The following is a 24,946-nucleotide window of genomic DNA, read 5'->3' as shown; positions in this document are numbered from 1 at the left end:
GGAGAAGGGAAGACGCATCACGGCTTAATAGCGACAGCCACGAGCCCCGGCGCCGGGATGTTGTCCTCATTGCGCGCCGAGAGATCATCGAGCAGCGCCAGCGTCAGCCCGGCGGTGGCGACGGAGGCGCGCACGTAGGCTGCACTGTGCGCGTAGCGCAGCCCTTCGCCGAGGATGACTCCCTCGCCGTCATGGGTTTCCGTGGTGAAGGCGAGCACGCCGCCGCGCACCAGCACGCGCGCGGCTTCCGTGAGCACGGGCGCGAGATCGGCGACATAGACCATCGCATCCGCCGCGAGGATCAATTCGGCGCTGGCGTCCGGCTTGCCCGAAATGCCCTTCAGCATGTCGTCGACCTCGAGCTCGGCATAGAGCCTGGTGGCGCGCGCCTTGTCGATCATGCGCGGCGACAGGTCGATGCCGATGAAACGGTCGACGTGCTTGGCGAATGCAGCGGCCGCAAGGCCGGTGCCGCAGCCGAGATCGATCGCTCGCTTGAAGAAGGCCGGCTTTTTCGCGGAGGCACGCACCGACAGCACCGCCTTGAACAGCAGCGCGGGACCGCGATAGCCGAGATCGCCGACCAGCGCGGCCTCGAAGCGCGGCGCATATTGATCGAACAGCGTCTGCACGTAGCCCGGCGGCATCGCGCCGACGGCCTCGACGCCGAGCTGCATCAGATGCAGACCGGCGCCATGGCGGTCTTCGGGATCGGCGTCGCGCGCGGCGCGGAAGGCCGCGATCGCGGCCTCGCGCTGGCGGAGCTCGAGGCGCAGCTTGCCCAGCGTGTACCAGGCCGACGGGAATTTTGGCACCAGCTCGATCGCCTGTTCGAGCAACTCGGCGGCGGCCGGCAGATCACCCTTCAATTGCAGGTCGCGCGCGAACTCGTAGCGGCGGTCGGCAACGAGGTCGCCGGAGGATAGAAACAGGCGGGGGGCCATTTTCTTTATGGAACCGATCTTGGCCGACTAGGCCATCCATCAAAGCACGGACTTTTTCCGGAGATGGATGCCCGGGTCAAGCCCGCGCATGACGGCTAAACATCGCGGGGAGAGCGCCTATATAGGACCGATGCGCCCGCAAGACATTCTGATGCCCGTCCCGGCCGGGCTTTGCTGCAAGCCCGGGGGCTTCCACATCGATCCTGTCAGGCCGGTCGAGCGTGCCCTGATCACGCATGGCCATTCCGACCATGCGCGGGCGGGCCATGGCGCCGTGCTCGCGACCCAGGAAACCCTCGACATGATGCGGCTGCGCTACGGCGAGAATTTCGCCGACTCAGTGCAGGCTATCACTTATGGCGAGGAGATCAGGCTCGGCGACGTCGCGGTGACGTTTCATCCCGCCGGGCACGTGCTGGGCTCCGCCCAGATATCGGTCACCTGCAAGGACACCCGCATCGTCGCCTCCGGCGACTACAAGGACGCGCGCGACCCGACCTGCGCGCCGTTCGAGCTAGTGCCCTGCGATGTCTTCATCACGGAGGCGACCTTCGGCCTGCCGGTGTTCCGCCATGGCGATGCCGCAGGCGAAGTGAACAAGTTGCTGGCGTCCGCAAAACTGTTTCCGGAGCGCGCCCATCTGGTCGGCGCCTATTCGCTCGGGAAGGCGCAGCGCGTGATCGCGCTGCTGCGCGAGGCCGGTTACGACGCGCCGATCTATCTGCACGGCGCAATGGAGAAGATCACCAATTACTATCAGGAGCGCGGCATTCCGCTCGGCGAGCTCCGGCCGGTGCGCGGCATGAAGAAGAAGGCCGAGCTCGCCGGCACCATCACGCTGGCACCGCCGAGCGCGACTTCAGATGTCTGGACGCGGCGCTTCCCCGATCCGGTCACGGCTTTTGCATCGGGCTGGATGCGGGTGCGCGCCCGCGCGCGGCAGGGCGGCATCGAGCTGCCGCTGGTGATCTCGGATCATGCCGACTGGGACGGGCTGACCGCGACGATCACCGCCACCGGCGCAGGCGAGATCTGGGTCACCCACGGCCAGGAGGACGCGCTGGTGCATTGGTGCAAAACCCGAGGCCTTGCCGCGCGGCCGCTCGATCTGGTCGGCTATGGCGACGAGGACGAGGGCGAGACGGCGGCGATCACTGGCGAAGTCGAGGCCCAGCCCGAAGGCGAGACAAAAGCATGAACCGCTTTGCCGAGCTGCTCGATCGCCTCGCCTATGAGCCGGGCCGCAACAACAAGATCAAGTTGCTGGTCGCCTATTTCGGCGAGACTGAGGATCCCGACCGCGGCTACGCGCTGGCGGCACTGACCGGTGCGCTGTCGTTCAAGCACGCCAAGCCCGGCTTGATCCGCGACCTGATCACCGAACGCGCCGACCCGGCGCTGTTCGGCTATTCCTATGATTACGTCGGCGACCTCTCCGAAACCGTCGCGCTGATGTGGCCGAAGGCCGAGCTGCCGGGCCACAACAACCCGCCCCCGCCGACGCTCACCGACGTCGTCACCACGTTGCGCACGCTCGGCAAGGCCGAGTTGCCGGCGCAGCTGGCGCGCTGGCTGGACGAACTCGACGAGACCGGACGCTGGGCGCTGCTGAAACTCGTCACCGGCGCGATGCGGATCGGGATCTCGGCGCGGCTGGCGAAGACCGCGGCGGCGGCGCTCGGCGACAAGGACGCGCACGAGATCGAGCTGATGTGGCACGGCCTGTCGCCGCCTTATCTCGACCTGTTCGCCTGGCTCGAAGGCCGCGGCGACAAGCCTGTCAACAGCGACCCGACGCCGTTCCGCCCGGTGATGCTGGCGCATGCGATCGAGGATGGCGATTTCGCCAATCTCGACGCCGCCGATTTCAGCGCGGAATGGAAGTGGGACGGCATCCGCGTGCAGGCTGTGGCCGGCCACGACGCGCGCGGGCACATCCAGGCGCGGCTCTATTCGCGCACCGGCGAGGACATCACCGGCAGCTTCCCCGACCTCGTGCCGTCGCTGCATCTGCCCGGCGCGATCGACGGCGAATTGCTGGTGCTGCGCGAAGGCCGCGTGCAGACCTTCAACGTCTTGCAGCAGCGGCTGAACCGCAAGGTGGTCTCGCCGAAGCTGATCAAGGAATTTCCGATCCACTTGCGCGCCTATGACCTACTCGGTGATGACGCGAACGATTTGCGCGAGCTGCCGTTCACCGAACGCCGTGCGCATCTCGAAGCCTTCGTCGCCAGACTGGACGATCCACGGATTGACCTTTCTCCAATGGTCCCGTTCGCGAACTGGGAAGACCTCGCCGCGGCACGCGCCGATCCGAAAAGCGCGGGCGCCGGCAACGACGCCGACGCGGTCGAAGGCGTGATGCTGAAGCGGCGCGACGCGCCCTATCTGCCCGGGCGGCCGAAGGGCCCGTGGTGGAAATGGAAGCGCGATCCGCACATCATCGACGCGGTGCTGATGTATGCCCAGCGCGGCCACGGCAAGCGCTCGTCCTATTACTCCGACTACACGTTCGGGGTCTGGACCCATAGTGAAGCCGGCGACGAACTGGTGCCGGTCGGCAAGGCCTATTTCGGCTTCACCGATGAGGAGCTGCTGCAGATCGATCGCTTCGTCCGCCGCAACACCACCGAGAAGTTCGGTCCGGTGCGACATGTCGTGCACGAGCCAGATCAGGGGCTGGTGCTGGAGGTCGCCTTCGAGGGTCTGCAGCGCTCGCCGCGTCACAAATCCGGCGTCGCGATGCGCTTTCCGCGGATCAGCCGCCTGCGCTGGGACAAGCCGCCGCGCGAGGCCGACCGGCTGGAGACACTTGAACGGATGTTAATCTCCATGACAGGAAGTTAAACCCGCAAGCCGCATGGCAGCCATTGATCGCGGCAGACGGATTTCCCATGTGCTGCGCCGTGACCTATAATGCGGGCGATTCCGCCAGGAGAGAAAGATGCCAGACAACATCCGGGACTTGCCGGCCGGTGGCCAGAGCGACGGCCTGTACCGCTTTCTCGGTGGATCGCCGCTCTCGGTGGCGTTCCGGCTGATCCTGCTCTCGATCCTGGTCGGCGTCGTGCTCGCCGCGATCGGCCTCGATCCGTGGAACATTCTGTACAGCATCCGCCGGCTGTTCCAGAGCCTCTGGGATTTCGGCTTCGACGCAATCAACTGGGCGTGGCGCTACTTCCTGCTCGGCGCCGTGATCGTGATCCCGATCTGGCTGCTGTCGCGGCTGTTCGGCGCGCCGCGCGGCCGCTGATCGCAAGGAAAGCCCGCAGCCGATGCAATTGCAATTTGTCGGCTGCGGCGATGCATTCGGCTCCGGGGGCCGCTTCAACACGTGCTTCCACGTCAGTGGCGCGCGCGTCAATTTCCTGATCGACTGCGGCGCGTCCTCGCTGCCGGCACTGAAACGGCTCAGGATCGATCGCAACGCGATCGATTTGATCCTGATCACGCATTTCCACGGCGATCATTTCGCCGGCCTGCCGTTCTTCCTGCTCGACGCGCAATTCTCCCGCCGCACCCGGCCGCTCGTCATCGCGGGGCCCGAAGGCATCGAAACGAAGCTGCCTGAGTTGATGGAGGTGATGTTCGAGCACTCCTCCAGGACCAGACAACGCTTCGAGCTGTCCGTCGTCACGCTGGCACCGCAGGCGCGGCGCAGCTTCGGCGAGGTGGCCGTGACGCCCTACCCTGTGGTGCATGGCGAATCCGGCGGGCCGTTCCTCGCCTACCGCGTCGAGGCGGAAGGCCGCGTCCTCAGCTACAGCGCCGACACCGAGTGGACCGACGCGCTGATCCCGGCTGCGCGAAACGCCAACCTCTTCATCGCCGAAGCCTATACCTATGACAGGATGGTCAGGAACCATCTCAGCCTGAAGACGCTGGAAGCGCATTTGCCGGCCATCAACGCCAAGCGCGTGGTGCTGACTCATATGAGCGACGACATGCTCGGCCGTGTCGATGGCCTGCCCTACACGGCGGCGAGTGACGGCATGGTCGTGACGCTCTAACCATGTAGTGCCTTGTCGGCTGCCCTTCCGCCACCGCATTGCTCCGAGAACAATTCCGGCATGGTCGCGCGACGGATGTCGCGATAGAAACGCCTGTTCCTCGCAACTGTAGCCATGCACGCACCCATCCACCCGAAGATCACCACCCGCCAGGTGTTCGCCATCGCCGGTCCCGCGATGGTCGCGAACCTGACCACGCCACTGATCGGCATCGTCTCGACCACGGCGATCGGCCGGCTCGACGATGCCGCGCTGCTCGGCGGGGTGGCGATGGCCTCGGTGATCTTCGACTGCCTGTTCTGGCTGTTCGCCTTCCTGCGCATGTCGACGCTGGCCTTCACTGCGCAGGCTCAAGGAGCGGGCGAGCCGCAGGAATATGCCGCGATCCTGGTACGCGGCTTCATCGTCGCCGGCCTGATCGGCGCTGCGCTGATCGCGCTGCAGGTGCCGCTGGCCGCAATCACTTTCCAGCTGATGGGCGGCAGCGAGGGCGTCACGCGCGCGGCCAAGAGCTATTTCATGATCCGGATCTGGTCGGCGCCGCTGGCGCTCGCCAATTACGTCATCCTGGGCTGGCTGGTCGGCCAGGCCCGCGCCAATCTGGCGCTGGCGCTGCAGATCGTGATCAATCTGATCAACATGATTGCAACCGTGCTGCTGGTGCAGGCCTATGGCGCCGGCATCACCGGGGCTGCGATCGCCGCCGTGCTGGCCGAGACGACCGGCTTCGCCGTCGGCATCGTCGTGGCGTGGCGGATCTCGCAAGGCGGCTTCGCCGTTCCCGTGGCGACGCTGTTCGACCGCGCCAAGCTGATGCGCATGCTGGCCGTCAACCGCGACATCATGGTGCGCACCGCGGCGCTGATCGTCGTGTTCCTGTTCTTCACCGCCAAGGGCGCGCGCGAGGGCGACGTCACGCTGGCGGCGAATTCGGTGCTGAACAATTTCCTGCTGGTCAGCGCCTTCTTCCTCGACGGCCTCGCGAATGCCGCGCAACAGCTCTGCGGCCGCGCCTTCGGCGCCCGCGACGCGCGCGGCTTCGCCGATTCGACCCGGCTGGTGCTGCTCTGGGGTGTCGGCTTTGCGCTGGTCGTCTCGGCGCTGTTCGCGCTGTTCGGACCCTCGCTGATCAATCTGATGACGACCAGCGACGATGTACGCCGCTATGCACGAGAGTTCCTAGTGTTCGTCATCCTGGCGCCCTTGCCCGGCGTGTTCGCGTTCGGTTTCGACGGCATCTATGTCGGCGCGACCTGGGCGCGCGAGATGCGCAATCTGATGCTGGCCTCGCTTGCGATCTTCCTCGCCGCCTGGTGGGTGCTCAGCTCGTTCGGCAATACCGGGCTGTGGATCGCGCTGCTCGGCTTCTACGTCGCGCGCGGCGGCCTGCAAGGCCTGCGCTATCCGGCGCTGCTGAGGAAGTCGTTCAAGACCGCGTAGCTCCGTAGCCCGGAGGGAGCGCAGCGCAATCCGGGGACCTATGCCGCGGTAAGACTGTCCCGGATTGCGCTGCGCTTCATCCGGGCTACAGGTCCCTACCTCACCGGCCAATCCTCGGCCGTAATCGTCGCGGCATCGGCGCCGACGATTTCAGACAGAGAGTCGCGCCCCGTGCGCAGCAGGGTCGAGGACAGATCGCGCTTGATGTCGTCGACCAGGCCGATGCCCTTGTAGACCAGCGAGGAATAGAGCTGGATCAGGCTGGCCCCGGCGCGCATCTTGGTCAGCGCGGCGCCGCCGCTATCGATGCCGCCGACGCCGATCAACGGAAATGCACCTTCGACGCGGACATAGGTCTCGGCCACCATTCGCGTCGACAGCCGGAACAGCGGACGGCCCGAAAGGCCGCCCTGCTCCTTGGCGCGGTTCTCCTCGCGCAGGGTCGAGGAACGCGCCAGCGTGGTGTTGGCGACGATCATGCCGTCGACACGCCGCGAGCGGGCGATGTGCACGACATCGTCGAGCTCGGCGAGGCTGAGGTCCGGCGCGATCTTCAGCAGCACTGGCGAGTCGCCGGCGTTCTTGCGGACCCGCTCGCGGGTATCGATCACCCGCGCCAGCAAATCGTCGAGCGCCGCCGATTGCTGCAGATTGCGCAGGCCCGGCGTATTCGGCGAGGAGACGTTGACGGTGAAATAGCTCGCGACCGGGGCAAAGGTCTCGATCAGCTTCACATAATCGGCGACACGGTCGGTCGAATCCTTGTTGGCCCCGACATTGACCCCGACGATGCCGCCGCCACCGGCGCGCGCGGCGAGCCGGCGCAGCACGGCTTCCGCGCCGTCATTGTTGAAGCCCATGCGGTTGATGACGGCCTCGTCGCGCTCGAGGCGAAACAGCCGCGGCCGCGGGTTGCCGGCTTGCGGCTTCGGTGTCACCGAGCCGATCTCGACAAAGCCGAAACCAAGCCGCAGCAGCGCGTCGGGCACCTCGGCGCTCTTGTCGAAACCCGCCGCCATGCCGATCGGGTTCGGAAAGTTCAGCCCGAAGGCGCGCACCGCAAGCTTCGGATCATCCACCCGCTGCCGGATCGGCGGCAGCAGCTTCAAGCCCTGGATCGCCATGCGATGGGCATCTTCGGGATCGAACCAGCGCAGCAGCGGCAGCGAGAAGGCATCGAAGGCACGGATCACGGCTTGAGCTCCGGAACGTCGTGGCCGCCGTCGGAGCGCGCGTGCAGATTGAGGATCTCGGTGACCGCGCCGAGGTCGAGCTCGCCGTAGAGATGCGGAAACAGCTCGTCATTGCGCGAGCGTTCCCAGCGCAAGGCGTCGCCGAGCGCATCGGCATCGACCGCGACCAGGAACAGGCCGGTTTGCCCGTGGTAGTGCTTGCGCGCGGTCTCGGCCACCTGGGAGGCGGTGGAAAAATGGATGAAGCCGTCGCGATTGTCGTCCGCACTGCCCCGGTAGACGCCCTGCCGCTCGGCTTCGCGCCAGGCCGAAGCGGGAGTGATTTTGTAGATCATGGGCACGGCCCGGCCTTCCCTTTTGTCCTTGAGTCTCTTGGGGTTTATCCGGATTTGAGGGGAAATGCCCCAGACGCCATTTGGCGCGCGAGGGACCGTATCGGCGGCGGCGTCGCAACTCAAGCGGTGCCAGGGCACATCCGACGGCAGATTTGCGGAAACGCCAGGTTTCAGGTAATAATTCCTACCATCCGGGGTATCCTCGATGGCCAAACAGTCCAAAGCAGCGCGACCGCTGACCCACGCACAGGTCTGGGCCGGGCTCGACCGGCTCGCCGAACGCGCCGGCCTTTCGCCGTCCGGCCTTGCCAAGCAGTCCGGTCTCGATCCCACCACCTTCAACAAGTCCAAGCGCGTGACCGGCGACGGCCGCGAGCGCTGGCCTTCGACCGAATCGCTCTCCAAGGCGCTGGCCGCGAGCAATGCCAGCATGGAGACCTTCGTGCAGTTGCTCGGCGATGGTCCACGCGGCGGGCAGTCGGTGCCGCTGATCGGGTTCGCGCAGGCCGGTGCCGGCGGCTATTTCGACGACTCCGGCTTTCCCGCCGGCAAGGGCTGGGACGAAGTGGCGCTGCCAGGGACAACCGACGAGCACGCCTATGCGCTGGAGATCGAGGGCGACTCGATGAAGCCGGCCTATCGCGAAGGCGACATCATCGTGGTGTCACCCGCGACGGCGATCCGCCGCGGCGACCGCGTCGTGGTGCGCACCACCGGCGGCGAGGTGATGGTGAAGGAACTGAAGCGCCGCACCGGCAAGGTGCTGGAGCTCGCATCGCTCAACCCGGAGCATCCCGACCGCATGCTCGATGCCGAGGAAGTCACGTGGATCGCGCGCGTGGTGTGGGCAAGCCAGTAGTTGGGCAGATCGCTCACCTCGTCACCAGCGTCGTCGCGAGAATGCGAAGCTCCGTCCTCATCCACAACTGTCATCGCCCGGCTTCTGTTTGGCCCGGACAGATCACTGACGGGTGTTCGGAGACATAGCTGACACATCAACATTGGCTGGATTGGTCCGATTCGGGAGGCCGTCCGAGGCCCTTACGTCGCGTAATCCGGCTCCTTGCGGTCGAGCATCCGCGACCACCGGTGAATTTGCCGATGCCTGCCATCCGCATTTTGCGGGCTCGCCGCAATCATGTGATGATACATCGTAAGGCAAGCAGGTTCGGACCGATTGCAAATGAACGATGAAACCAGGCCAAGGCCGCCGGCATTCGATCCCGATACGGTGGCCGAGAGCAATTCGACCAGCATTCCGCCGCCACACCGCGCGGCCAACCAGATGCGTTACAACCGCCGGCTCGGCGATCATGCCGGCCTGACCAATTTCGGCGTCGTTTTGACGCGGATCATTCCGGGCGGCCAATCGTCGTTTCGCCATGCCCATTCGCGTCAGGATGAATTCGTCTACGTGCTGGACGGCGAGGTGGTGCTGGAGACCGATGGCGGCGCGCAGGTGCTGACAGCAGGCATGTGCGCCGGCTTCCCGGCGGGCACCGGCGGCGCGCACCGCTTCGTCAACCGCACCGACAGGGACGTCAAGCTGCTGGTGGTCGGCGACCGCACCGCCGGCGACGAGATCAGCTATCCCGACATGGACATGCATGCCGTGCTCGGCGCGGACGGCGCATACAAGTTCACGACCAAGAAGGGCGAGCCGCTGTAAATGGCCCGGTCGTCATTGCGCGAAGCGCCGTGGCCCCGCATTCCGCGTCGTTCCATCCGGATTACGATGCTGCTTCGCCGACCCAGAGTCACACCATGACAGGACCATCCGGTCGCAAGACCATCGCCATCGTTGGCCTCGGCAGCATCGGCGGCATCATCGCCGGCCTGCTGAGGTCGGTCGACAATCACGATGTGATCGCCTGCGTCCGGCGGCCGCTCGACCACCTGACGGTCGAGCGCGCCGAAGCCACAATAGAGGTGCCGCTGCGCGCGCTCACCGACCCGGCCGCTGCCATGCCGGTCGACTGGGTGTTGCTGTCGACCAAAGCACAGGACACCGAATCGAGTGCGCCATGGCTGGAAAGGCTGTGCAGGCCACAGACGCGCGTGGCGGTGCTGCAGAATGGCATCGGGCATGCCGAGCGGCTGGCACCGTTGGTCGGCGCCGCCACCGTCGTTCCCACCATCGTCTACTACAATGGCGAACGGCTGGCGCCGGATCGCGTCCGCTTCCGCCGCGCGGGCGAGCATGAATTCGCGGTCGCCGATGACGCGGACGGGCGCGCATTCGAAGCTCTGCTGGATGGCACCGCGATGCGCGTGCGGCGCTCCGCCGATTTCACCACGCTCGCCTGGCGCAAGCTTCTGCTCAACGCCGTCGCCAACCCGATCACCGCGCTCACGCTGCTGCGGCAAGCCGTATTCCGCCGCGAGGACGTCAAGGCGCTGTGCCTTGCCATCCTCGAGGAGGCCGCGCGTGTTGGCCGCGCCGACGGCGCGCAACTCGCACCCGACGAGCCCGAATTGATGCTGACGACGCTGCTGACCTATCCGCCCGACGCCGGCACCTCGATGTATTTCGATCGTGTCGCAGGACGCCCGTTCGAAGCCGACGCGCTTACCGGCGCGATCATCGCGGCCGGTGAACGGCATGGCGTGCCGACGCCGCTCAATGGCCTGTTGCTGACGTTGCTGCGCGCCACCAGCGACGGCCTGCGCGACGCGGCGCAGGCCACACGGTGATGAACACGGCTTGGATTTCAGGCACCCCATCCGGGCGACGTTCTTTGCAGCAAATCCGAACGGCAAATCGATGCGCACAAGGTAGCCCCGAGCGCTGAACCTTATCCGCGCTCGTCGGCCATGGACTCGGTCAGCGCCGCGCGCAGTGCCTGGATGCGCTTGTTGAGCGAGATCAACTCCTCGACCGTCAAGCCCGACCGTTCGAGCAACGTATCCGTGAGGCAGCCGGTCCGGGATTGCATCGCCTTGCCGCTGTCGGTCAGATGGACACCGACCTGTCGTTCATCCTCCGCGCTGCGCCGGCGCACCACGAAGCCGGCGTTTTCGAGCCGCTTGACCAGCGGCGTGATAGTGCTGGGCTCGAGCGCAAGCCGGTCGGCGATGGCGGAAATCATCTGTCCGTCCTTTTCCCAGAGCACGCTGAGCACGAGGTACTGCGGATAGGTGATGCCGAGGCCGTCGAGCAGCGGCTTGTAGGCGCGGTTGATCGCGATGGTCGTTCCATAAAGAGAGAAGCAGAGCTGGCTATCCAGCGGAATTGGTCCCGAGGCCGACATTGAGGGCACCCTTTCGATCGTTACTGGCGTACCATATCACAAAAATCATTATCGGGATAAAAAATATCTGGACAAGCAAATCGAGATGCGCTACCTAATATTTATCGCGATAATGATTATCGCGAAATAGATGTCAGGAGAACTTCAATGTCTGTCGTCACCAAATTGCTCGCCGCCGCAGCGTCGCTGGGCCTCGCCACCGCCACGATCCCTGCTGCTCAGGCCGAAACGGCCCCCGTCAAGTCGGTCGTCCTCGTCCACGGCGGCTTCGTCGATGGTTCGGGATGGGAAGGCGTCTACAAGATCCTGAAGAAGGATGGCTACAAGGTCAGCATCGTCCAGAACCCGACCAGCACGCTGGCGGACGACGTTGCCGTCACCAAGCGCGCGATTGCGGCGGCCGATGGAAACGTCATCCTGGTCGGCCATTCCTATGGCGGCGTCGTGGTCACCGAGGCGGGCACCGATCCGAAGGTCGCCGGTCTGGTCTACATCACCGCCTTCGCGCCCGATCAGGGCGAATCGGTCGGCAAGCTGATCGCCAACCCGCCTCCCGGCGCGCCGGTGCCGCCGATCCTGCCGCCGAAGGACGGCTTCCTGTCGCTCGACCGGGCGAAGTTCGGGGCGTCGTTCGCGGCCGACGTGAAGCCCGATGTCGCCGCCTTCATGGCCGACTCGCAGGTGCCGTGGGGTGTCGCGGCCTTGAACGGCGAGATCACCGTGCCGGCATGGAAGAGCAAGCCGAGCTGGTACCTGGTGGCGACCAACGACAAGATGATTCCGGTGGACGCGCAGCGGATGATGGCCAAGCGCGCCGGCGCCAAGACCGTCGATCAGGCCGGCAGCCACGCCATCTATGTCTCGAAGCCGGAAGCCGTCGCCAAGGTCATCGAGCAAGCCGCCAAGGGCGTCGGCGACCAGCAGAAGTAATGCGCCTGGCCGTGACCGAGCTCCCAGATCGCGCCTCCGCGTTCGGGTAGCTCGTGCATCGGATCAAGGCCAGGCGCGCCGATTGCCGGCCGAGCGCGGATCGGCCTGCAATCCCTACGACGACCGCGCCAGCGCGCCGTCGATCATGTTGACCGCGTTCTGCACGCCGTAGACCGCGACGAAGGAACCGAACCGCGGGCCCTTCTCCTGGCCGAGCAGCACCTGGTAGAGCATGTTGAACCAGTCGAGCGATACGCCGGGACGGCCGTCCTTGCCCTTCTTGACCATGTCGAGGAACGGTTCGCGGCGGCCGATCTCGTAGACCACGTTCTGGATGTCTTCCGCGCTTGCATCCACCGGCATGTTGGCGAGCGCATCGCGCAGGTCCTGCAGCGCGGCGCGCTCACCCTCGGTCGGCTCGCGGAACTGCTTGGTCGGCGCCACGAAGTCGCGATAGTAGTTGATGGCGTAGCCGACCATCGCGTCGAGTTTGGGATGGGTCTGCGGCGTCACGCCCGGCCGATAGCGGCCGATGAAGCCCCACAGCGTCTCGGCGTTCTCCGCATTCGACGACGACACCAGCGTCAGCAGGAGCTGGAAGGTGACGGGCATGTCGGCTTGCGGCGGCTTGCCGGAATGGATGTGCCAGACCGGATTCTGCAGCTGCTGCCGTGGCTCCTGCCGCGTGAAGCCGTCGAGGAACTGCTGGTAGTCGTCGACATTGCGCGGGATGACGTCGAAATACAGCCGCTTTGCCGCCTTGGGCTCGCGATACATGAACAGCGACAGCGATTCCGGCGAGGCGTAGCGCAGCCATTCGTCGATCGTCAGTCCATTGCCCTTCGACTTCGAGATCTTCTGGCCCTTCTCGTCGAGGAACAGCTCGTAGTTGAAGCCCTCGGGCGGCGTGCCGCCGAGCGCCGAACAGATCTTGGCAGACAGCTTCACCGAATCGATCAGATCCTTGCCGGCCATTTCATAGTCGACGCCGAGCGCATACCAGCGCATCGCCCAGTCCGGCTTCCATTGCAGCTTGCAGCGGCCGCCGGTGACGGGAACGGTGACGCTCTCCTTGGTCTCGGGATCTTCATAGGAGATGGTGCCAGCCTTGGCGTCGTGCGCGGTCACCGGGACGTAGAGCACGAGGCCGGTGCGCGGACAGATCGGCAGGAATGGCGAGTAGCTCGCCGCCCGCTCCTCGCGCAGCGACGGCAGCATGATCGCCATCACCTTCTCGATCCGCTCCAGCATGCGCAGCAGCGCCGCATCGAACCGGCCGGAGGTGTAGTACTCGGTCGAGCTCGCGAACTCGTAGTCGAAGCCGAACTGATCGAGGAAGGCGCGCAGCCGCGCATTGTTGTGCTGGCCGAAGCTCGGATGAGTGCCGAACGGATCGGGCACCTTGGTCAGCGGCTTGCCGAGATGCTGGGCCAGCAACTCCTTGTTCGGCACGTTGTCCGGCACCTTGCGCAAGCCATCCATGTCGTCGGAGAAGGCCAGCAGGCGGGTCTTGATCTTGTCCTCGGTGAGCACGCGGAAGGCATGGCGCACCATCGTGGTGCGTGCGACCTCGCCGAAAGTGCCGATATGCGGCAGGCCTGACGGGCCGTAGCCGGTCTCGAACAGCACCTCGTCCTTGGGATTTTTCTTCAGCCGCGCCACAATCGCTTTCGCCTGCTCGAACGGCCAGGCGTTGGATTGTTCGGCGAGCGCGCGCAGGTCGCTCGGGCTGGCAGCAAGATCAATCACGGACATTTCTTCAGGCTTTCTCCAAAACGGCCGCGAAAGCTAACGCTTTCGCGGCAAAATGCAAAACTGCGCTATCTCGCCCCGCAAGCGGGGCGAGGTGAAGACCACAGCGTCAGAACGGGCTGATCGAGAAATAGCGCAGCCACAGATCGGTGTAGCGGCCTTTTTCCCAGATCCGGAACAGCGCCCAGTTCAGCGACTGCCGGAGCAGATCGTTGCCCTTGCGCACGGCGATGCCGACGCCCTCGCCGAAATAGCGACTCTCGACGAACGGACCGCCGGAAAATGCGCAACATTCGGCGGAATCAGTGCCGTTGATCCAGAACGCGAGCGAGATCGCATCGCCAAAGATGAAATCGACCTCGCCGCGGCGCAGTGCCGCGCGCAGCGCGTCGTTATCCGGATAGGAATGGATCTCGGCGTCGGTGAACATCGCCTTGAGGTAGGCCTCGTGCGAGGTGCCGGCGATGACGCCGACCTTCTTGCCCTCGAGATACTCGGGACGGATTTCCGGCATCACGTTGTCGCGGCGCGACACGAAGCGCGCCGGCGCACGGTAATAGGGATCCGTGAAATCGACCTTGGCGCGCAGCTGCGGCGTCACCGCCATCGACGCGATGATGGCATCGCCGCGGTTGGTGGCGAGCGCATCGATCAGGGTCTCGAAGCGACGCATCTGGATGGTGCAGGTGACCTTGATCTCGTCGCACAGCGCACGCGCGAGGTCGACGTTGAAGCCGGCCGGATTGCCGTCAGGCCCGGTGAAGTTGAACGGCGGATAGTCGGTCTCGGTCAGGAAGCGGATCACGGTGAGGCGCGACAGGTCCGGCCGATCCGGCCGCCGCCGCGGGTCCCAGAAGCCCGGCACCGCCTGCGGCGCGGCCTCGGCCGCCTTCGGCGGCTGGTTCGGAGCCGACGGGGCGGCCGCGGCCGCCGGAGGCGGTGCGGGCACAGCCTGTGCGGGAGCGGCCTTGGGCGCTTGCGGTGCCTGAGGCGTCTGCGCAAGCGCCGGCCCCGCGATGGCCAGCACGACGGCCGCCATCAATCCCGCAGCCAGGCGACGCTGGCGCGAGCGGACGGCAAAGGGCTGGGCAGACAAATTGGGCATAACCGGCAATTTCAGGAAATTGAACGGCTTATAGACCATCCGGCGCCCGATGCGAGCGCCGATTGGGTTAATTCCAAGCCGGAATCGGCGATCAGAGATACCGTTTGAGATCGGTCGCCGCCTCTTCCGGCGTCCGTTTCAGGTTGAACGGCGCGACGAAATGGCCATCGCGGTCCATCAGATAGATCAGCGCGGTGTGATCCATCGTGTAGTCGCCATCCTTCAGCGGCACCTTCTTGGCGTAGACCCGGTAGCTCGACAGCACTTTGGCGATCGCGGCGGGATCGCCGGTCAGGCCCTTGAGGTGCGGATCGAAGCTCGAAAGGTAGTCTTTCATCGCAGTCGCGGTGTCGCGTTCCGGGTCGACCGAGACGAAATAGGCGTTCACGCGGTCGGCGTCCTTGCCCATCGCCTTCAGAACCTCCGAGATCTCGAACAGCGAGGTCGGGCAGATGTCCGGGCAGTGGGTGAAGCCGAAGAAGATCAGCGTCGGCTTGCCCTGCAGGTTCTTGTCGGTGACGGTCTGGCCGGCCTGGTCGGTGAGCTGGAACGGGCCGCCGATCGCGGCGGGCGCGGCGACGGTGCGCAAGCCGCCGACCGCCCACAACATGAGGAACAGGCCGACCGCCAGACTGCCCGCGAAGGCAGCGAAGATCACCAATGGGCGCGTGGTCCGGGGCATGATGTGAGGGCGTCCTTGTCAGAAGCAGGCGGCGATGCCGGCCGTGATCATTTCGAAAAACACCGCGATCCCGTAGTGGAACCAGAGCGCGGCAGCGGCGAGCAAGGCCAATCCGCCGATTGCGGCAGCGCCCCACAGGATTGCAGACGCCACCCGGCCCTGCGGAGCCGTCACGAGCTCGGATCGGGTGGAGATCGGCTGAACCATGCGGTTGAAATAAGCCGGGTTCCTCCAGGCAGCAAGCGCCATGGCCGTCGCACGCCGTCAAATGATAGCGAGGCGATGTCCGGCGCTCGACGTCGTCTTGCCCGGCTATGCCGAGAATGGCGTTCGCCGGGATCAGCTGCTCAGCGCGCGGGCTCAGCCGGTTTGGGCGCCGAGGCCTGGGCGTTGAGATAGCACGGCTTGTACAGCGCCTGCAGTTGCTTGCCTTGCAGGAAGATCATGCGCCGGGTCAGGCCACCGCGGCCCGTGATCCATTTGCGCACCGCCGGTGGGTACATCAGGTACAGCATATGGGTGGCTTCGGGATTGGGGACCGGGCGACCGTTGTCACCGTAGTCCCAGGCGGCATGGAAGCCGAGACTGGCGTGTGAGGTCACACAGATACGGTCATGCGGGACCTTGCCGAGCACGATGGTGCAGGCCGAGGCGCACAGCCCGTCGATGATCACCGTCTCACCGGATGTGCGCAGGTCCTGATATTTGTCGACGTAGACGCCGATCTTGCCGCCACGATCGTCGGCGATCCTGACCACTGCTTGAGACGCCCCCATTCCCGCCAGCAGAAGAACCGCAGCGAGCAACCCCGTCATCAACTTCATGTTGGCCAGCCCCAGTCGAAACCGAATCTGTTGGTCTGTGATGCAAGACAAGCGTGAGCGTGTTGCGAGAGTCGATTTTTGTCCAGACGAGCGAAGCCGGTCAAAACAAATTCAAATTGGGTGTTGCGCCCACGCTGCAGTGGCGCGTGGAAAAGGTCCCAAACTGGAACAGCTTGCCGCAACCATTTGGTGCCTCGCCGCCACAGGCAAGGTCCATTTGCCGTTGACCGCGCACAACGACGCGGTCTTCAATTCCGGCGGGACGGGGAACATCAAAATGGCTGACGATGCAGATGTGATCGTGATCGGCGCCGGCCTTGCCGGCCTGGTCGCCGCAACCGAGATCGCCGACGCGGGCAAGCGCGTCATCGTGCTCGACCAGGAAGCGGAACAGAGCATCGGCGGCCAGGCGTTCTGGTCGTTCGGCGGATTGTTCCTGGTCGATTCGCCGGAACAGCGCCGGCTCGGCATCAAGGATTCCGCCGAACTGGCGCTGCAGGACTGGATGGGCACCGCCGGTTTCGATCGGGAGGAGGATCACTGGCCGCGCAAATGGGCCGAAGCCTATGTCGCGTTCGCGGCGGGCGAGAAGCGCGACTGGCTGCGCGCGATGGGCCACCGCATTTTCCCGGTGGTCGGCTGGGCCGAGCGCGGCGGTTACGATGCGATGGGCCACGGCAATTCGGTGCCGCGCTTCCATGTCACCTGGGGCACCGGCCCTGGCATCGTCGAACCGTTCGAGCGCCGCGCGCGCGAGGCCGCCGGGAACGGACAACTGGTGTTCAAGTTCCGCCATCGCGTCGATGCACTCAACATCAGCAACGGCACGGTCGACGGCGTCAGCGGCGCGATCCTGGAACCGTCAAGCGTCGAACGCGGCAAGAGTTCCTCACGCAACGTCGTCGGCGATTTTTCGCTACGCGCGCAGGCGGTGATCGTCGCCTCCGGCGGCATCGGCGGCAATCATGATCTGGTGCGGCAGAACTGGCCGAAGCGACTTGGCGATCCCCCGAAGTTCATGATCTCCGGCGTGCCCGAGCATGTCGACGGCCGCATGATAGGGATCACCGAGCAGGCGGGCGGCCGGCTGATCAACCGCGACCGCATGTGGCATTACGTCGAGGGCATCCAGAACTGGAACCCGATCTGGCCGCGGCACGGCATCCGTATTCTGCCGGGGCCATCGTCAATGTGGTTCGACGCCACCGGCAAGCGGCTGCCGGCGCCGCTGTTCCCGGGCTCCGACACGCTCGGGCAGCTGCACTACATCATGGGCGCCGGCTACGATTATTCGTGGTTCATCCTGACCCAGAGCATCATCAAGAAGGAGTTCGCGCTGTCGGGCTCGGAGCAGAACCCCGACCTCACCGGCAAAAGCTGGCGCATGACGATCAAGCGCGCCACCAACAAGGGCGCGCCGGCGCCGGTCGAAGCCTTCAAGCAGCACGGCGCCGACTTCATCGTGCGCGACAATCTCACCGAGCTTGTCGATGCCATGAACAAGCTCGCCGGCAACGACCTCTTGAGTCTCGACGCCATCAAGACCCAGATCGAGGCGCGCGACCGCGAGATCGCCAACCCCTATGTCAAGGATGCGCAGGTGATGAACCTGCACAATGCGCGGCGCTATATCGGCGACCGGCTGATCCGCACCGCGAAGCCGCACCGCATCCTCGATCCCGAGCACGGCCCGCTGATCGCCGTGAAGCTCAACATCCTGACCCGCAAGACGCTCGGCGGCTTCGAGACCGACCTCGATTCGCGCGTGTTCGGCAATGATCACCAGATCATCCGCGGGCTCTATGCGGCCGGCGAAGCCGCCGGATTCGGCGGCGGCGGCATGCACGGCTATCGCTCGCTCGAGGGCACGTTCCTCGGCGGCTGCCTGTTCTCGGGCCGCAACGCCGGGCGCGCGGCGGCGAAGGCGGTGGGCTAGAACGTGTCGATGCGGCGCGCTGCCAAAATGTCGAAAACAACCCCATGCAAAGTAGCGGCGGCGGCCGGCACTTGATCGGGCAACTTGACACGTCGGGCAACTCAGGAGCATACTTCTAGTATTCCGAATAATATGAGTATCTGCCCCATGCCTGTCGCACAGGCCGCTGCGGAGTTCTGCAACCGCCGCAGCAAGAGGCCACAGAGCGACCGCGGCCATGTTGCGGACCTCAAACGTCGCTTCCGTCTGACTCAACAGCGGGCCATTGAAAATCCGCAATCACGTCTTCAGCGAGTTGGAAGCACTTCTTTGCAAAGGGACGCTCTCGCCAGACGGAACGCAACGCGCATGGCGGGCGGGGCTGAAGTCCCGCCTGCTGCGCATGAGCGTGGCCTGCGCGCGTTACTGCATGCGGCCCGCCTTGATGTACTCCACCATCTGCTTCACGACAGTTCCCCAGCCGGTTTCGAATCCCATTTGTTCATGGCTCTTGCGGGCCTCGTCGTTGCCGTGGATCGCAATTGCCTTGTAGTGCGCGGCGTTGGGTCCTCTCTTCGTGAGCTCCAAAACGGCCGTGAAGAAGGGACGTGGCGAAGGACGATAGCCCGGGAGAAGTGCATCGGTCATGATGAGCCGCTCGTAGGGCGTGACTTCAAGGTATGATTGCGTGTTGGGGAATTCCTGACCGTCCGGCCCGCGCATGGTGAAGTTGATCGCACCCGGGACGCACATCAAGATCGCAAGCCGTGATCGTCCAAGGTTTGGGCGCGAACCAATGACGCAGGTGCTCGGGCGAAGTCCATGCTTTCCAGATCAGTTCAACGGGCACATCGACCTCTCGTTCAAGCACTAAATCGAGCTTCGGATCGATCTTGATTACGGATTCGGTCACTTCGTCGTCTCCTGTTTCATCTTCATGAGGTAATCATCAAGTTGATCAAGGCGGCGCTCCCACAACGTGCGTTGCCGTGCAAGCCAGTTCTCAGCCACCTTCATGCGCTCAGGCACAATCTCGTAAGTTCTGACCCGCCCTTCCTTGTGAGAGCGAACCAGCCCGCACTGTTCCAACACTTTGAGGTGCGCAACGAAGGACGGCAGCGCCATGTCGTAGGATTCTGCGAGATCGCTAACCGACGACGCACGTGCGCTTAACCGTCCCAAAACGTCGCGCCGCGTAGGGTCGGCGAGCGCCCGGAAGACACCATCAATGATCGCCGGCGAAACCGGCTTAGCGCCGCCGCCTGCATGGGGAATCATCAATTGCCTTCTCTCCATCCGCCGCCAGAATTCGGGCGAGAACCCAACGGCGAACAATACTTAGGTCAATACCTAAGTATTGCGCAGACGCGCTCCGCTCAATCCTCCTCCTGTGTCGGTCGATGCCCAAATTGCATCGAAGAGAATGCCGGCGTCGCAAGCTCGCAAACGTCTTCGCGTGCTTCGTAGATGCCATACTCGCGCGCTGGCTGGAACGTCGCATTTGGCGATCCGGTCCCCGATCCCTTGCGCGAGCCGACGCTGTTCGCATGGGCCGGCGGCTATACTGCGCCACCGACTGGATCGTGAAGCCGCGCTCCCGACAGACCGGTTGAACCCGTCTCGCCGGCGTGCTGCAATCGCCGCAACAGAGCGGGTTTCTTCGGTGATGCGGCAATATCCAATCGGCTTGCTGGTACTGGCCGGCGCATTTGCGTTGGGCAGTGTACCGGCGGCTGCGGATTCGCTCGTCGTCAACGGCACGACGCGAACATTCACGCTGCAGGCTCCGGCCGCCAAGCCGGCGCCGCTCGTGATCGTGCTGCACGGCAAGACCCAAAGCAGTGCCGACATGATCACGCGGACGTCGTGGCCTTTGATCGCCAGGCGCGACGGCTTTGCAGCGGTCTATCCCGACGGGTTGAACCACGCGTGGGCCGACTCCCGGCCGGGCAAGCGGCGCGCCGGCAATCCGCCGCCGGAAGGCACCGACGACGTCGCCTTCATCACCCAGTTGATCGCAAAGCTCGTGACCGATGGCATCGCCGACCCGAAGCGCATCTATGTCACCGGCATCTCCAACGGCGGCGCGATGGCCATGACGCTGGCCTGCGAACGCGCCGACCTGTTCGCAGCAGTGGCCAGTGTCGTCATGAACCTGACCGATGAATCCGCGGGGACCTGCCGGCCCGCGCGTCCGGTGCCGATGCTGCTGATGAACGGCACCGTCGACCCGCTGATCCCCTATCAAGGCGGGCGCGGCAGCAGCTATTTTGCCGTCGACGGGTTCTGGTCGACCGAACGCACCCTGGAATTCTGGCGACGCATCGATGGCTGCGAGGCCAAAGATGACGCGACCACCGATCTGCCCGACCGCAACCCGTCCGATCAATCGACCGTCACGCGGATCGACTCGGTCTGCCCGCAGGGACGTGACGTCGTGCTGTACCGCGTCAATGGCGGCGGCCATCGCATGCCCGGCCACTTCCCGGATGCTCATTTTACGAAGTTGGCGGCGACGCTGCTCGGGCCGCAAAACGGCGACATCGACGGCGCCGACACGATCTGGGCGTTCTTTGCTCGCTTTCCGTGAGATGCGCGGTTGCAAAATGCGCAGTGGCGGCGACCGCCGTTGCAGTATAGACAGTGCCCGCCATTCAAGTGGAGACCCAAATGAGCATTCAGCGTTTCGAAACCGGCCCGCGCATGAGCCAGGCCGTCGTGCACGGCAACACCGTCTATCTCGCCGGCGTCGTTGCCGGCAAGGCCGCGGGCGGCAGCGTCACCGACCAGACCAAGGACATCCTGTCGATCATCGACGGCCACCTCGCCAAGGCCGGCACCGACAAGTCGAAGCTGCTCAGCGCGACCATCTACATCACCGACATGAAGACGTTCCCCGAGATGAACGCGGTGTGGGATGGCTGGGTCTCGCAAGGTAACACCCCGGCCCGCGCCACTGTCGAAGCCAAGCTTGCGGCGCCGCAGTACAATGTCGAGATCATGGTCGTCGCGGCGAAGTAACGCGACGCGGATCATCGCAATGGAGTCCGATGCCCCGGATTGCAAACTGCAGTCCGGGGTATTTCATTTGGCACCTCAGGCGCTGATCTGCAATCGCTCGCCCGCGGCCTCGCCGAGGTCGGACTGAAGCCAGCGGGCAATCCGGCGCCACGGACCGGCCAGAGCCCTGCAACCCATGAACAGCCCGAGGTGACTGCACGGCTCGGTGTCGCATTGCAGCCACGCGGGCGGCGTACCCAGGAGCCGCAATGTCGCAAATGCCTGATCGGCCGGAACAACGATGTCGTTCTCCGCAGCGAGCAGGAAGACGGGCAGCTTCACCGTGGCAAGGTCAACCTTGCTGCCAAGCGCGACAAAGTCTCCGGTCGCAATCCGGTTCTGGCGAAAGATCCAGTCGGTCACTTCGAGATAGTAGGAGCCCGGCAAATCAAGCGTCTCGCTGTTCCAGCGCATGAAGCGATCGAGCAGGTCCTGTCCATCCTCCGACTCGCCGTCGAGCCGCCGCTGCAGCGCCGCTTCCACGTCTGCCATGCTGAGTGGGGCGCTCCATACCTGCAGCATCTGCTTGCCACTGACGATTCCGTTCCCTTGACGGACCAGTGCCTCGAACCCTTGCTGCGGAAGCGATGCGACCATTCTGGACAGCTCCGACGGCACAGAGACGTCGACAGGGCTGCCCGCCAGCACCAGCCGCTGCACCTTGTCGGGAAAGCGCGCCGCATAGAGCAGTGACAGCCATCCACCCTGACAGAGACCGGCAAGGTCGACGGGCGGCCCGATCGTGTCGACGGCCACGTTGAGGTCGGACAGATAGGTGTCAATCGAGAAATATCGCATCTCCGGTGCCGCCGAGCGCCAATCCGTGAGATAGAGGCGCGCAATACCCGCCGCCCGCAACGCCTCCATCAGACTGTGGCCGGGTGCAAGGTCCGCTATCTTCGCGCGATGCAGCGCGTAGGGCGCGCAGACCAGCAGTGGCGGCCCTTCGACAGCTCTCGAGAAATCCAGCAGGCGCATCGATGGCAGTTGCAGCGCCACCGAATGGGGCGTCGTCCAAGGCAGTGTTGCCATTTCGCCCGGCGCATCCATGGGGTCGGACGCGCGAGCGGAATACATCCGCGAGTAGGTTTCGAGCGCCAATCGCGTGGCTTCAAACGGCCATAACCAAGGGTACTGCACCCAGCTAGGGGCTTCACTTCGTTCCGATGGATCCCTTTTTTCGTGCAAACTGGTTCACCGATCTGATCGCAACGAAGATAGTCCGGCTGGTGCAGGCAAAAACCTTGACCGGGATCAAGAACCGACGAATTCACGCTGATTACTTTACGCCAACCCCGCTTGGACGGCAGCCACGCCAGGACGTCACGATTTCGCGATCGCGGCGTGGCTTGCGCCCAGGCGGTGACACCGTCGCGCCACCGACTATGCGGCGCGCGCCGCGCCTTTCTCCGCATCGAGCCTGCGTGCGAACAGCCAGCGGAAATAGGTCAGCGGCGCATCGGCGCCGATCGCAAGCAGCTGATAGTTTGGATCGACGTCGAGCACCTTCTGCTGCGCTTCGATGAAATCCTTGTCCTCGTTGAAGGCCTCCTCGAGGGAATGCCGCAGCGACAGCGCGATGTTCGGATTGTCGATGTCGAAATCGTGCAGATAATTCCAGAAGAAGTGCGTCGACGAGCGCGTCTCCGGCGTCATGAACTGCGCATTGCGATATGACCGCGTCCCCGGAACCTGGACGCCCTTCTCCGCGCCCTGCCCCGCCGGCGCGAACGTGGTGTCGAGCGTGAAGATGCCCGGCACCATCATGCGGCCGACATTGCGACGATCGACCTTGTCGTCGCGGTTGGAGATCACCTTCTTGTGGTAGGGCGGCGCATCGGCGTCCATGTGCCAGCGCTCGACGCGGAAGCCGTCGTCCAGCTTCTCGATCGCGACCGGCTTGGTCTTGTAGGCGTACTCCTCGGAACCGCCGAGCGTGTTGGTGTGCACGAAGGCGAGATGCGCGAAGTCGCTGAGGTTGTCGACGATCAAAAGCCAATTGGCCTTGTAGTGCATGTAGCCGGGCAGGCCGCGCCATTTGGGATCCTCGAGCGGCGGATAGTCGAGGATCAGCTTCGGATCGGCCTTCTCGACGTCGCCGGTCCAGATGAAGATCATGTTGTAGCGCTCGACCACCGGATAGCTGCGCACGCCGAGCTTGGCGGGGATCGCGTCCTGGCCCGGGATCTGGATGCACTTGCCATCGGCCGCGAACTTCATGCCGTGATACATGCACCTGATGTCGTCACCCTCGACGCGCCCCATCGAGAGCGGCGCGGCGCGATGGCAGCAACGGTCGTCGAGCGCGACCACCTTTCCGCTGGCGCCGCGATAGATCACGATCGGCCGCTCCAGGATGGTGCGCGCCAGCTTCTTGCCGTCGATCAGCTCGTGATTCAGTGCCGCCACGTACCAGGCGTTGCGCAGGAAAATTCCGTCGTCGGTCAAGCCTACTGCCATGTCAGCCTCCCAATGCAATGTCGCTTGCAACCAGGTTAGGTGATCCCGGCCATCGGGATAATCCGATTTGGCTGGACACACTGTACCGGTGGATGGACAATCGGTCATGGAGTGGCGCGACTGGGAGCTGTTTTGCGAGGTTGTCGAGCATGGCGGCTTCACCGCGGCCGCGCGCGTGCTCGGGCATCCCAAATCGAGCCTCAGTGCTGCGGTGCAGCGTCTCGAGGCCAATCTCGGGCTGCGACTGATCGAGCGGACCACGCGGCACCTGCGGCTGACCGACTCCGGCGAAACCATCTATCGCAAGGTCCGCCCGCTGTTCGCCGCGCTGCACGACACCCACAGCGAAGCGCTGGCGATGAGCAGTGCCGTCGCGGGGACCTTGCGCATCAAGGCGCCGTACGAATTCGGCGCGCATCACGCCGGGCCGGTCGCCTGTGCCGTGATGGGCCGCTATCCGGAGCTCGCGATCCGGATCGATGTCGAGCACGACATCGTCAACCCGATCGCCGAGAATTACGACATCGTGTTCGCGATGCTGGAGGCGCCGCTGCCGGCGGCCGGCATTGTGATCCGCCGCGTCTTCACCCTCGAGCGCGGCCTATTCGCGGCACCGGCGTTGCTGGAGACGTTCGGCGAGCCGCGCACGCTGGATGAATTGAGAAAGCTGCCGCTGTTGACCGGCCCCAGCGATCCGCCTTGGGCGATCACAGCTCCCGGCGGCGCGGTCGAGCATCTCGCGGTTGATCGCGCGCGGCTCACCTCCTCGAATGCCCATGTCCGCCTGCAGGCGGCGCTTGCCGGCCATGGCGTGCTGCGGGTCACAGCGAGCTACACCCGTGCCGCGGTCGCGGCCGGCGAGTTGAAGCGGCTACTGCCGGACCATGGCTGCGAGCCGCTCAACGTGCATGCGCTGCTGCCGGCGCGGCAATTTGTCCCGGCAAAGGTTCGCTGCTTCCTCGATGCGATGGAAGCGCACGCGCGCGGTGATCCGGAGGCCTATATCAGGCCGTGACGAGCGTCGCCATTCCGTGCGCGATGACCT

General features: G+C 64.8%; 25 protein-coding genes and 1 pseudogene. 13 read left to right on the top strand and 13 right to left on the bottom strand.

What is annotated here, in order from left to right; genetic code table 11:
• Positions 1 to 17: 17 nt before the first annotated feature.
• Entirely contained in the window at positions 18 to 944 is a 927-nt protein-coding gene (locus AKN83_RS08825) for a methyltransferase domain-containing protein (protein WP_050406299.1), read from the bottom strand.
• Between the two features lie 130 nt (positions 945 to 1,074).
• Here AKN83_RS08825 and AKN83_RS08820 point away from each other — a divergent pair, with 130 nt between their 5' ends.
• The 5 genes from AKN83_RS08820 (at position 1,075) to AKN83_RS08800 (ending at position 6,394) form a co-directional block, all read left to right on the top strand.
• On the top strand, positions 1,075 to 2,142 hold the full coding sequence (locus tag AKN83_RS08820) for a ligase-associated DNA damage response exonuclease (protein WP_050406298.1): 1,068 nt from the start codon (positions 1,075 to 1,077) through the stop codon (positions 2,140 to 2,142).
• Positions 2,139 to 3,791, top strand: coding sequence for a cisplatin damage response ATP-dependent DNA ligase (locus tag AKN83_RS08815; RefSeq protein WP_050406297.1), 1,653 nt, complete (start codon positions 2,139 to 2,141; stop codon positions 3,789 to 3,791). The genes AKN83_RS08820 and AKN83_RS08815 overlap by 4 nt, the downstream gene beginning before the upstream one ends.
• A 97-nt stretch (positions 3,792 to 3,888) precedes the next feature.
• The gene (locus AKN83_RS08810) at positions 3,889 to 4,197 is read left to right on the top strand and encodes a DUF6460 domain-containing protein (RefSeq protein WP_050406296.1); all 309 of its coding nucleotides are present in this window, start codon (positions 3,889 to 3,891) and stop codon (positions 4,195 to 4,197) included.
• 22 nt (positions 4,198 to 4,219) lie between these two features.
• Positions 4,220 to 4,954, top strand: coding sequence for an MBL fold metallo-hydrolase (locus tag AKN83_RS08805; protein ID WP_050406295.1), 735 nt, complete (start codon positions 4,220 to 4,222; stop codon positions 4,952 to 4,954).
• 114 nt (positions 4,955 to 5,068) lie between these two features.
• Positions 5,069 to 6,394 carry an MATE family efflux transporter gene (locus tag AKN83_RS08800; RefSeq protein ID WP_050406294.1) on the top strand — a complete coding sequence of 442 codons (1,326 nt, stop codon included), beginning with the start codon at positions 5,069 to 5,071 and terminating at the stop codon, positions 6,392 to 6,394.
• 95 nt (positions 6,395 to 6,489) lie between these two features.
• Here the strand turns inward: AKN83_RS08800 and AKN83_RS08795 are convergent, their stop codons facing one another.
• Positions 6,490 to 7,587: a quinone-dependent dihydroorotate dehydrogenase gene (locus AKN83_RS08795; protein ID WP_050406293.1), complete on the bottom strand. Its 1,098-nt coding sequence runs from the start codon at positions 7,585 to 7,587 to the stop codon at positions 6,490 to 6,492.
• Positions 7,584 to 7,928: a DUF952 domain-containing protein gene (locus AKN83_RS08790; protein ID WP_172803509.1), complete on the bottom strand. Its 345-nt coding sequence runs from the start codon at positions 7,926 to 7,928 to the stop codon at positions 7,584 to 7,586. The genes AKN83_RS08795 and AKN83_RS08790 overlap by 4 nt, the downstream gene beginning before the upstream one ends.
• Positions 7,929 to 8,127: 199 nt before the next feature.
• Between AKN83_RS08790 and AKN83_RS08785 the strand changes: the two genes are divergently transcribed.
• The 3 genes from AKN83_RS08785 to AKN83_RS08775 all read left to right on the top strand — a co-directional run bounded on the left by AKN83_RS08785 (position 8,128) and on the right by AKN83_RS08775 (position 10,616).
• Positions 8,128 to 8,781 carry a S24 family peptidase gene (locus AKN83_RS08785; protein ID WP_050406291.1) on the top strand — a complete coding sequence of 218 codons (654 nt, stop codon included), beginning with the start codon at positions 8,128 to 8,130 and terminating at the stop codon, positions 8,779 to 8,781.
• Positions 8,782 to 9,105: 324 nt separating this feature from the next.
• Complete coding sequence (locus tag AKN83_RS08780; protein ID WP_050406290.1) at positions 9,106 to 9,591, top strand: cupin domain-containing protein; 486 nt, start codon at positions 9,106 to 9,108, stop codon at positions 9,589 to 9,591.
• Positions 9,592 to 9,686: 95 nt separating this feature from the next.
• Positions 9,687 to 10,616: a 2-dehydropantoate 2-reductase gene (locus tag AKN83_RS08775; RefSeq protein ID WP_050406355.1), complete on the top strand. Its 930-nt coding sequence runs from the start codon at positions 9,687 to 9,689 to the stop codon at positions 10,614 to 10,616.
• Positions 10,617 to 10,717: 101 nt separating this feature from the next.
• Here AKN83_RS08775 and AKN83_RS08770 read toward each other — a convergent pair whose 3' ends face one another.
• A complete protein-coding gene (locus AKN83_RS08770; RefSeq protein ID WP_050406289.1) occupies positions 10,718 to 11,173 on the bottom strand; it encodes a MarR family winged helix-turn-helix transcriptional regulator in 456 nt (151 codons plus the stop codon).
• Between the two features lie 147 nt (positions 11,174 to 11,320).
• On the opposite strand from AKN83_RS08770, the gene AKN83_RS08765 reads away from it, so the two are divergent.
• Positions 11,321 to 12,103 (top strand): alpha/beta fold hydrolase, encoded by a 783-nt coding sequence (locus AKN83_RS08765; RefSeq protein WP_083991992.1) that lies wholly within the window; start codon positions 11,321 to 11,323, stop codon positions 12,101 to 12,103.
• A 114-nt stretch (positions 12,104 to 12,217) separates the two neighbouring features.
• On the opposite strand, the gene AKN83_RS08760 is transcribed toward AKN83_RS08765, so the two are convergent.
• From AKN83_RS08760 to AKN83_RS08740, 5 genes are all read right to left on the bottom strand, one after another.
• Positions 12,218 to 13,858 (bottom strand): lysine--tRNA ligase, encoded by a 1,641-nt coding sequence (locus AKN83_RS08760; RefSeq protein ID WP_050406288.1) that lies wholly within the window; start codon positions 13,856 to 13,858, stop codon positions 12,218 to 12,220.
• A gap of 106 nt (positions 13,859 to 13,964) precedes the next feature.
• Positions 13,965 to 14,894, bottom strand: a complete 930-nt coding sequence (locus tag AKN83_RS08755; RefSeq protein ID WP_430641536.1) for an ABC transporter substrate-binding protein — start codon at positions 14,892 to 14,894, stop codon at positions 13,965 to 13,967.
• Between the two features lie 157 nt (positions 14,895 to 15,051).
• Positions 15,052 to 15,642, bottom strand: a complete 591-nt coding sequence (locus AKN83_RS08750) for an SCO family protein (RefSeq protein ID WP_050406287.1) — start codon at positions 15,640 to 15,642, stop codon at positions 15,052 to 15,054.
• A gap of 18 nt (positions 15,643 to 15,660) precedes the next feature.
• Complete coding sequence (locus AKN83_RS08745; RefSeq protein ID WP_244521934.1) at positions 15,661 to 15,891, bottom strand: hypothetical protein; 231 nt, start codon at positions 15,889 to 15,891, stop codon at positions 15,661 to 15,663.
• 98 nt (positions 15,892 to 15,989) lie between these two features.
• Positions 15,990 to 16,466, bottom strand: coding sequence for a hypothetical protein (locus AKN83_RS08740; protein ID WP_050406286.1), 477 nt, complete (start codon positions 16,464 to 16,466; stop codon positions 15,990 to 15,992).
• A 277-nt stretch (positions 16,467 to 16,743) separates the two neighbouring features.
• On the opposite strand from AKN83_RS08740, the gene AKN83_RS08735 reads away from it, so the two are divergent.
• Positions 16,744 to 18,402, top strand: a complete 1,659-nt coding sequence (locus AKN83_RS08735; RefSeq protein WP_050406351.1) for an FAD-binding dehydrogenase — start codon at positions 16,744 to 16,746, stop codon at positions 18,400 to 18,402.
• A 402-nt stretch (positions 18,403 to 18,804) separates the two neighbouring features.
• Here AKN83_RS08735 and AKN83_RS08730 read toward each other — a convergent pair.
• Positions 18,805 to 19,231: pseudogene (locus AKN83_RS08730) on the bottom strand (SRPBCC domain-containing protein).
• Between the two features lie 59 nt (positions 19,232 to 19,290).
• On the bottom strand, positions 19,291 to 19,659 hold the full coding sequence (locus AKN83_RS08725) for an ArsR/SmtB family transcription factor (protein WP_050406350.1): 369 nt from the start codon (positions 19,657 to 19,659) through the stop codon (positions 19,291 to 19,293).
• A gap of 145 nt (positions 19,660 to 19,804) precedes the next feature.
• Between AKN83_RS08725 and AKN83_RS08720 the strand changes: the two genes are divergently transcribed.
• Both AKN83_RS08720 and AKN83_RS08715 read left to right on the top strand, forming a co-directional pair.
• Complete coding sequence (locus AKN83_RS08720; protein WP_347336818.1) at positions 19,805 to 20,971, top strand: CE1 family esterase; 1,167 nt, start codon at positions 19,805 to 19,807, stop codon at positions 20,969 to 20,971.
• An 80-nt stretch (positions 20,972 to 21,051) separates the two neighbouring features.
• Entirely contained in the window at positions 21,052 to 21,402 is a 351-nt protein-coding gene (locus AKN83_RS08715; protein WP_028334578.1) for a RidA family protein, read from the top strand.
• Positions 21,403 to 21,477: 75 nt separating this feature from the next.
• Here the strand turns inward: AKN83_RS08715 and AKN83_RS08710 are convergent, their stop codons facing one another.
• Both AKN83_RS08710 and AKN83_RS08705 read right to left on the bottom strand, forming a co-directional pair.
• Positions 21,478 to 22,473 carry an alpha/beta fold hydrolase gene (locus AKN83_RS08710; RefSeq protein ID WP_050406349.1) on the bottom strand — a complete coding sequence of 332 codons (996 nt, stop codon included), beginning with the start codon at positions 22,471 to 22,473 and terminating at the stop codon, positions 21,478 to 21,480.
• A gap of 351 nt (positions 22,474 to 22,824) precedes the next feature.
• Positions 22,825 to 23,901 carry an aromatic ring-hydroxylating dioxygenase subunit alpha gene (locus tag AKN83_RS08705; protein ID WP_244521933.1) on the bottom strand — a complete coding sequence of 359 codons (1,077 nt, stop codon included), beginning with the start codon at positions 23,899 to 23,901 and terminating at the stop codon, positions 22,825 to 22,827.
• Between the two features lie 67 nt (positions 23,902 to 23,968).
• On the opposite strand from AKN83_RS08705, the gene AKN83_RS08700 reads away from it, so the two are divergent.
• Entirely contained in the window at positions 23,969 to 24,916 is a 948-nt protein-coding gene (locus AKN83_RS08700) for a LysR family transcriptional regulator (RefSeq protein ID WP_244521932.1), read from the top strand.
• Positions 24,917 to 24,946: the final 30 nt, after the last annotated feature.

It is taken from the genome of Bradyrhizobium embrapense (assembly GCF_001189235.2).
Taxonomy (GTDB): Bacteria; Pseudomonadota; Alphaproteobacteria; order Rhizobiales; family Xanthobacteraceae; genus Bradyrhizobium; species Bradyrhizobium embrapense.
Note: the sequence above shows the minus strand (reverse complement) of the source record. Positions and strands in the feature narration are given on the sequence as shown.

Bases quoted from the DNA above. Each gene is read 5' to 3' on its own strand.
- AKN83_RS08815 (WP_050406297.1), top strand. From the start codon at position 2,139: ATGAACCGCTTTGCCGAGCTGCTCGATCGCCTCGCCTATGAGCCGGGC.
- AKN83_RS08800 (WP_050406294.1), top strand. From the start codon at position 5,069: ATGCACGCACCCATCCACCCGAAGATCACCACCCGCCAGGTGTTCGCC.
- AKN83_RS08710 (WP_050406349.1), bottom strand. From the start codon at position 22,473: ATGGCAACACTGCCTTGGACGACGCCCCATTCGGTGGCGCTGCAACTG.
- AKN83_RS08820 (WP_050406298.1), top strand. From the start codon at position 1,075: ATGCGCCCGCAAGACATTCTGATGCCCGTCCCGGCCGGGCTTTGCTGC.
- AKN83_RS08780 (WP_050406290.1), top strand. From the start codon at position 9,106: ATGAACGATGAAACCAGGCCAAGGCCGCCGGCATTCGATCCCGATACG.
- AKN83_RS08765 (WP_083991992.1), top strand. From the start codon at position 11,321: ATGTCTGTCGTCACCAAATTGCTCGCCGCCGCAGCGTCGCTGGGCCTC.
- AKN83_RS08705 (WP_244521933.1), bottom strand. From the start codon at position 23,901: ATGGCAGTAGGCTTGACCGACGACGGAATTTTCCTGCGCAACGCCTGG.
- AKN83_RS08760 (WP_050406288.1), bottom strand. From the start codon at position 13,858: ATGTCCGTGATTGATCTTGCTGCCAGCCCGAGCGACCTGCGCGCGCTC.
- AKN83_RS08785 (WP_050406291.1), top strand. From the start codon at position 8,128: ATGGCCAAACAGTCCAAAGCAGCGCGACCGCTGACCCACGCACAGGTC.
- AKN83_RS08735 (WP_050406351.1), top strand. From the start codon at position 16,744: ATGGCTGACGATGCAGATGTGATCGTGATCGGCGCCGGCCTTGCCGGC.
- AKN83_RS08775 (WP_050406355.1), top strand. From the start codon at position 9,687: ATGACAGGACCATCCGGTCGCAAGACCATCGCCATCGTTGGCCTCGGC.
- AKN83_RS08805 (WP_050406295.1), top strand. From the start codon at position 4,220: ATGCAATTGCAATTTGTCGGCTGCGGCGATGCATTCGGCTCCGGGGGC.
- AKN83_RS08715 (WP_028334578.1), top strand. From the start codon at position 21,052: ATGAGCATTCAGCGTTTCGAAACCGGCCCGCGCATGAGCCAGGCCGTC.
- AKN83_RS08720 (WP_347336818.1), top strand. From the start codon at position 19,805: ATGCCGGCGTCGCAAGCTCGCAAACGTCTTCGCGTGCTTCGTAGATGC.
- AKN83_RS08740 (WP_050406286.1), bottom strand. From the start codon at position 16,466: ATGAAGTTGATGACGGGGTTGCTCGCTGCGGTTCTTCTGCTGGCGGGA.
- AKN83_RS08750 (WP_050406287.1), bottom strand. From the start codon at position 15,642: ATGCCCCGGACCACGCGCCCATTGGTGATCTTCGCTGCCTTCGCGGGC.
- AKN83_RS08770 (WP_050406289.1), bottom strand. From the start codon at position 11,173: ATGTCGGCCTCGGGACCAATTCCGCTGGATAGCCAGCTCTGCTTCTCT.
- AKN83_RS08825 (WP_050406299.1), bottom strand. From the start codon at position 944: ATGGCCCCCCGCCTGTTTCTATCCTCCGGCGACCTCGTTGCCGACCGC.
- AKN83_RS08810 (WP_050406296.1), top strand. From the start codon at position 3,889: ATGCCAGACAACATCCGGGACTTGCCGGCCGGTGGCCAGAGCGACGGC.
- AKN83_RS08745 (WP_244521934.1), bottom strand. From the start codon at position 15,891: ATGGCGCTTGCTGCCTGGAGGAACCCGGCTTATTTCAACCGCATGGTT.
- AKN83_RS08725 (WP_050406350.1), bottom strand. From the start codon at position 19,659: ATGATTCCCCATGCAGGCGGCGGCGCTAAGCCGGTTTCGCCGGCGATC.
- AKN83_RS08755 (WP_430641536.1), bottom strand. From the start codon at position 14,894: ATGGCGGCCGTCGTGCTGGCCATCGCGGGGCCGGCGCTTGCGCAGACG.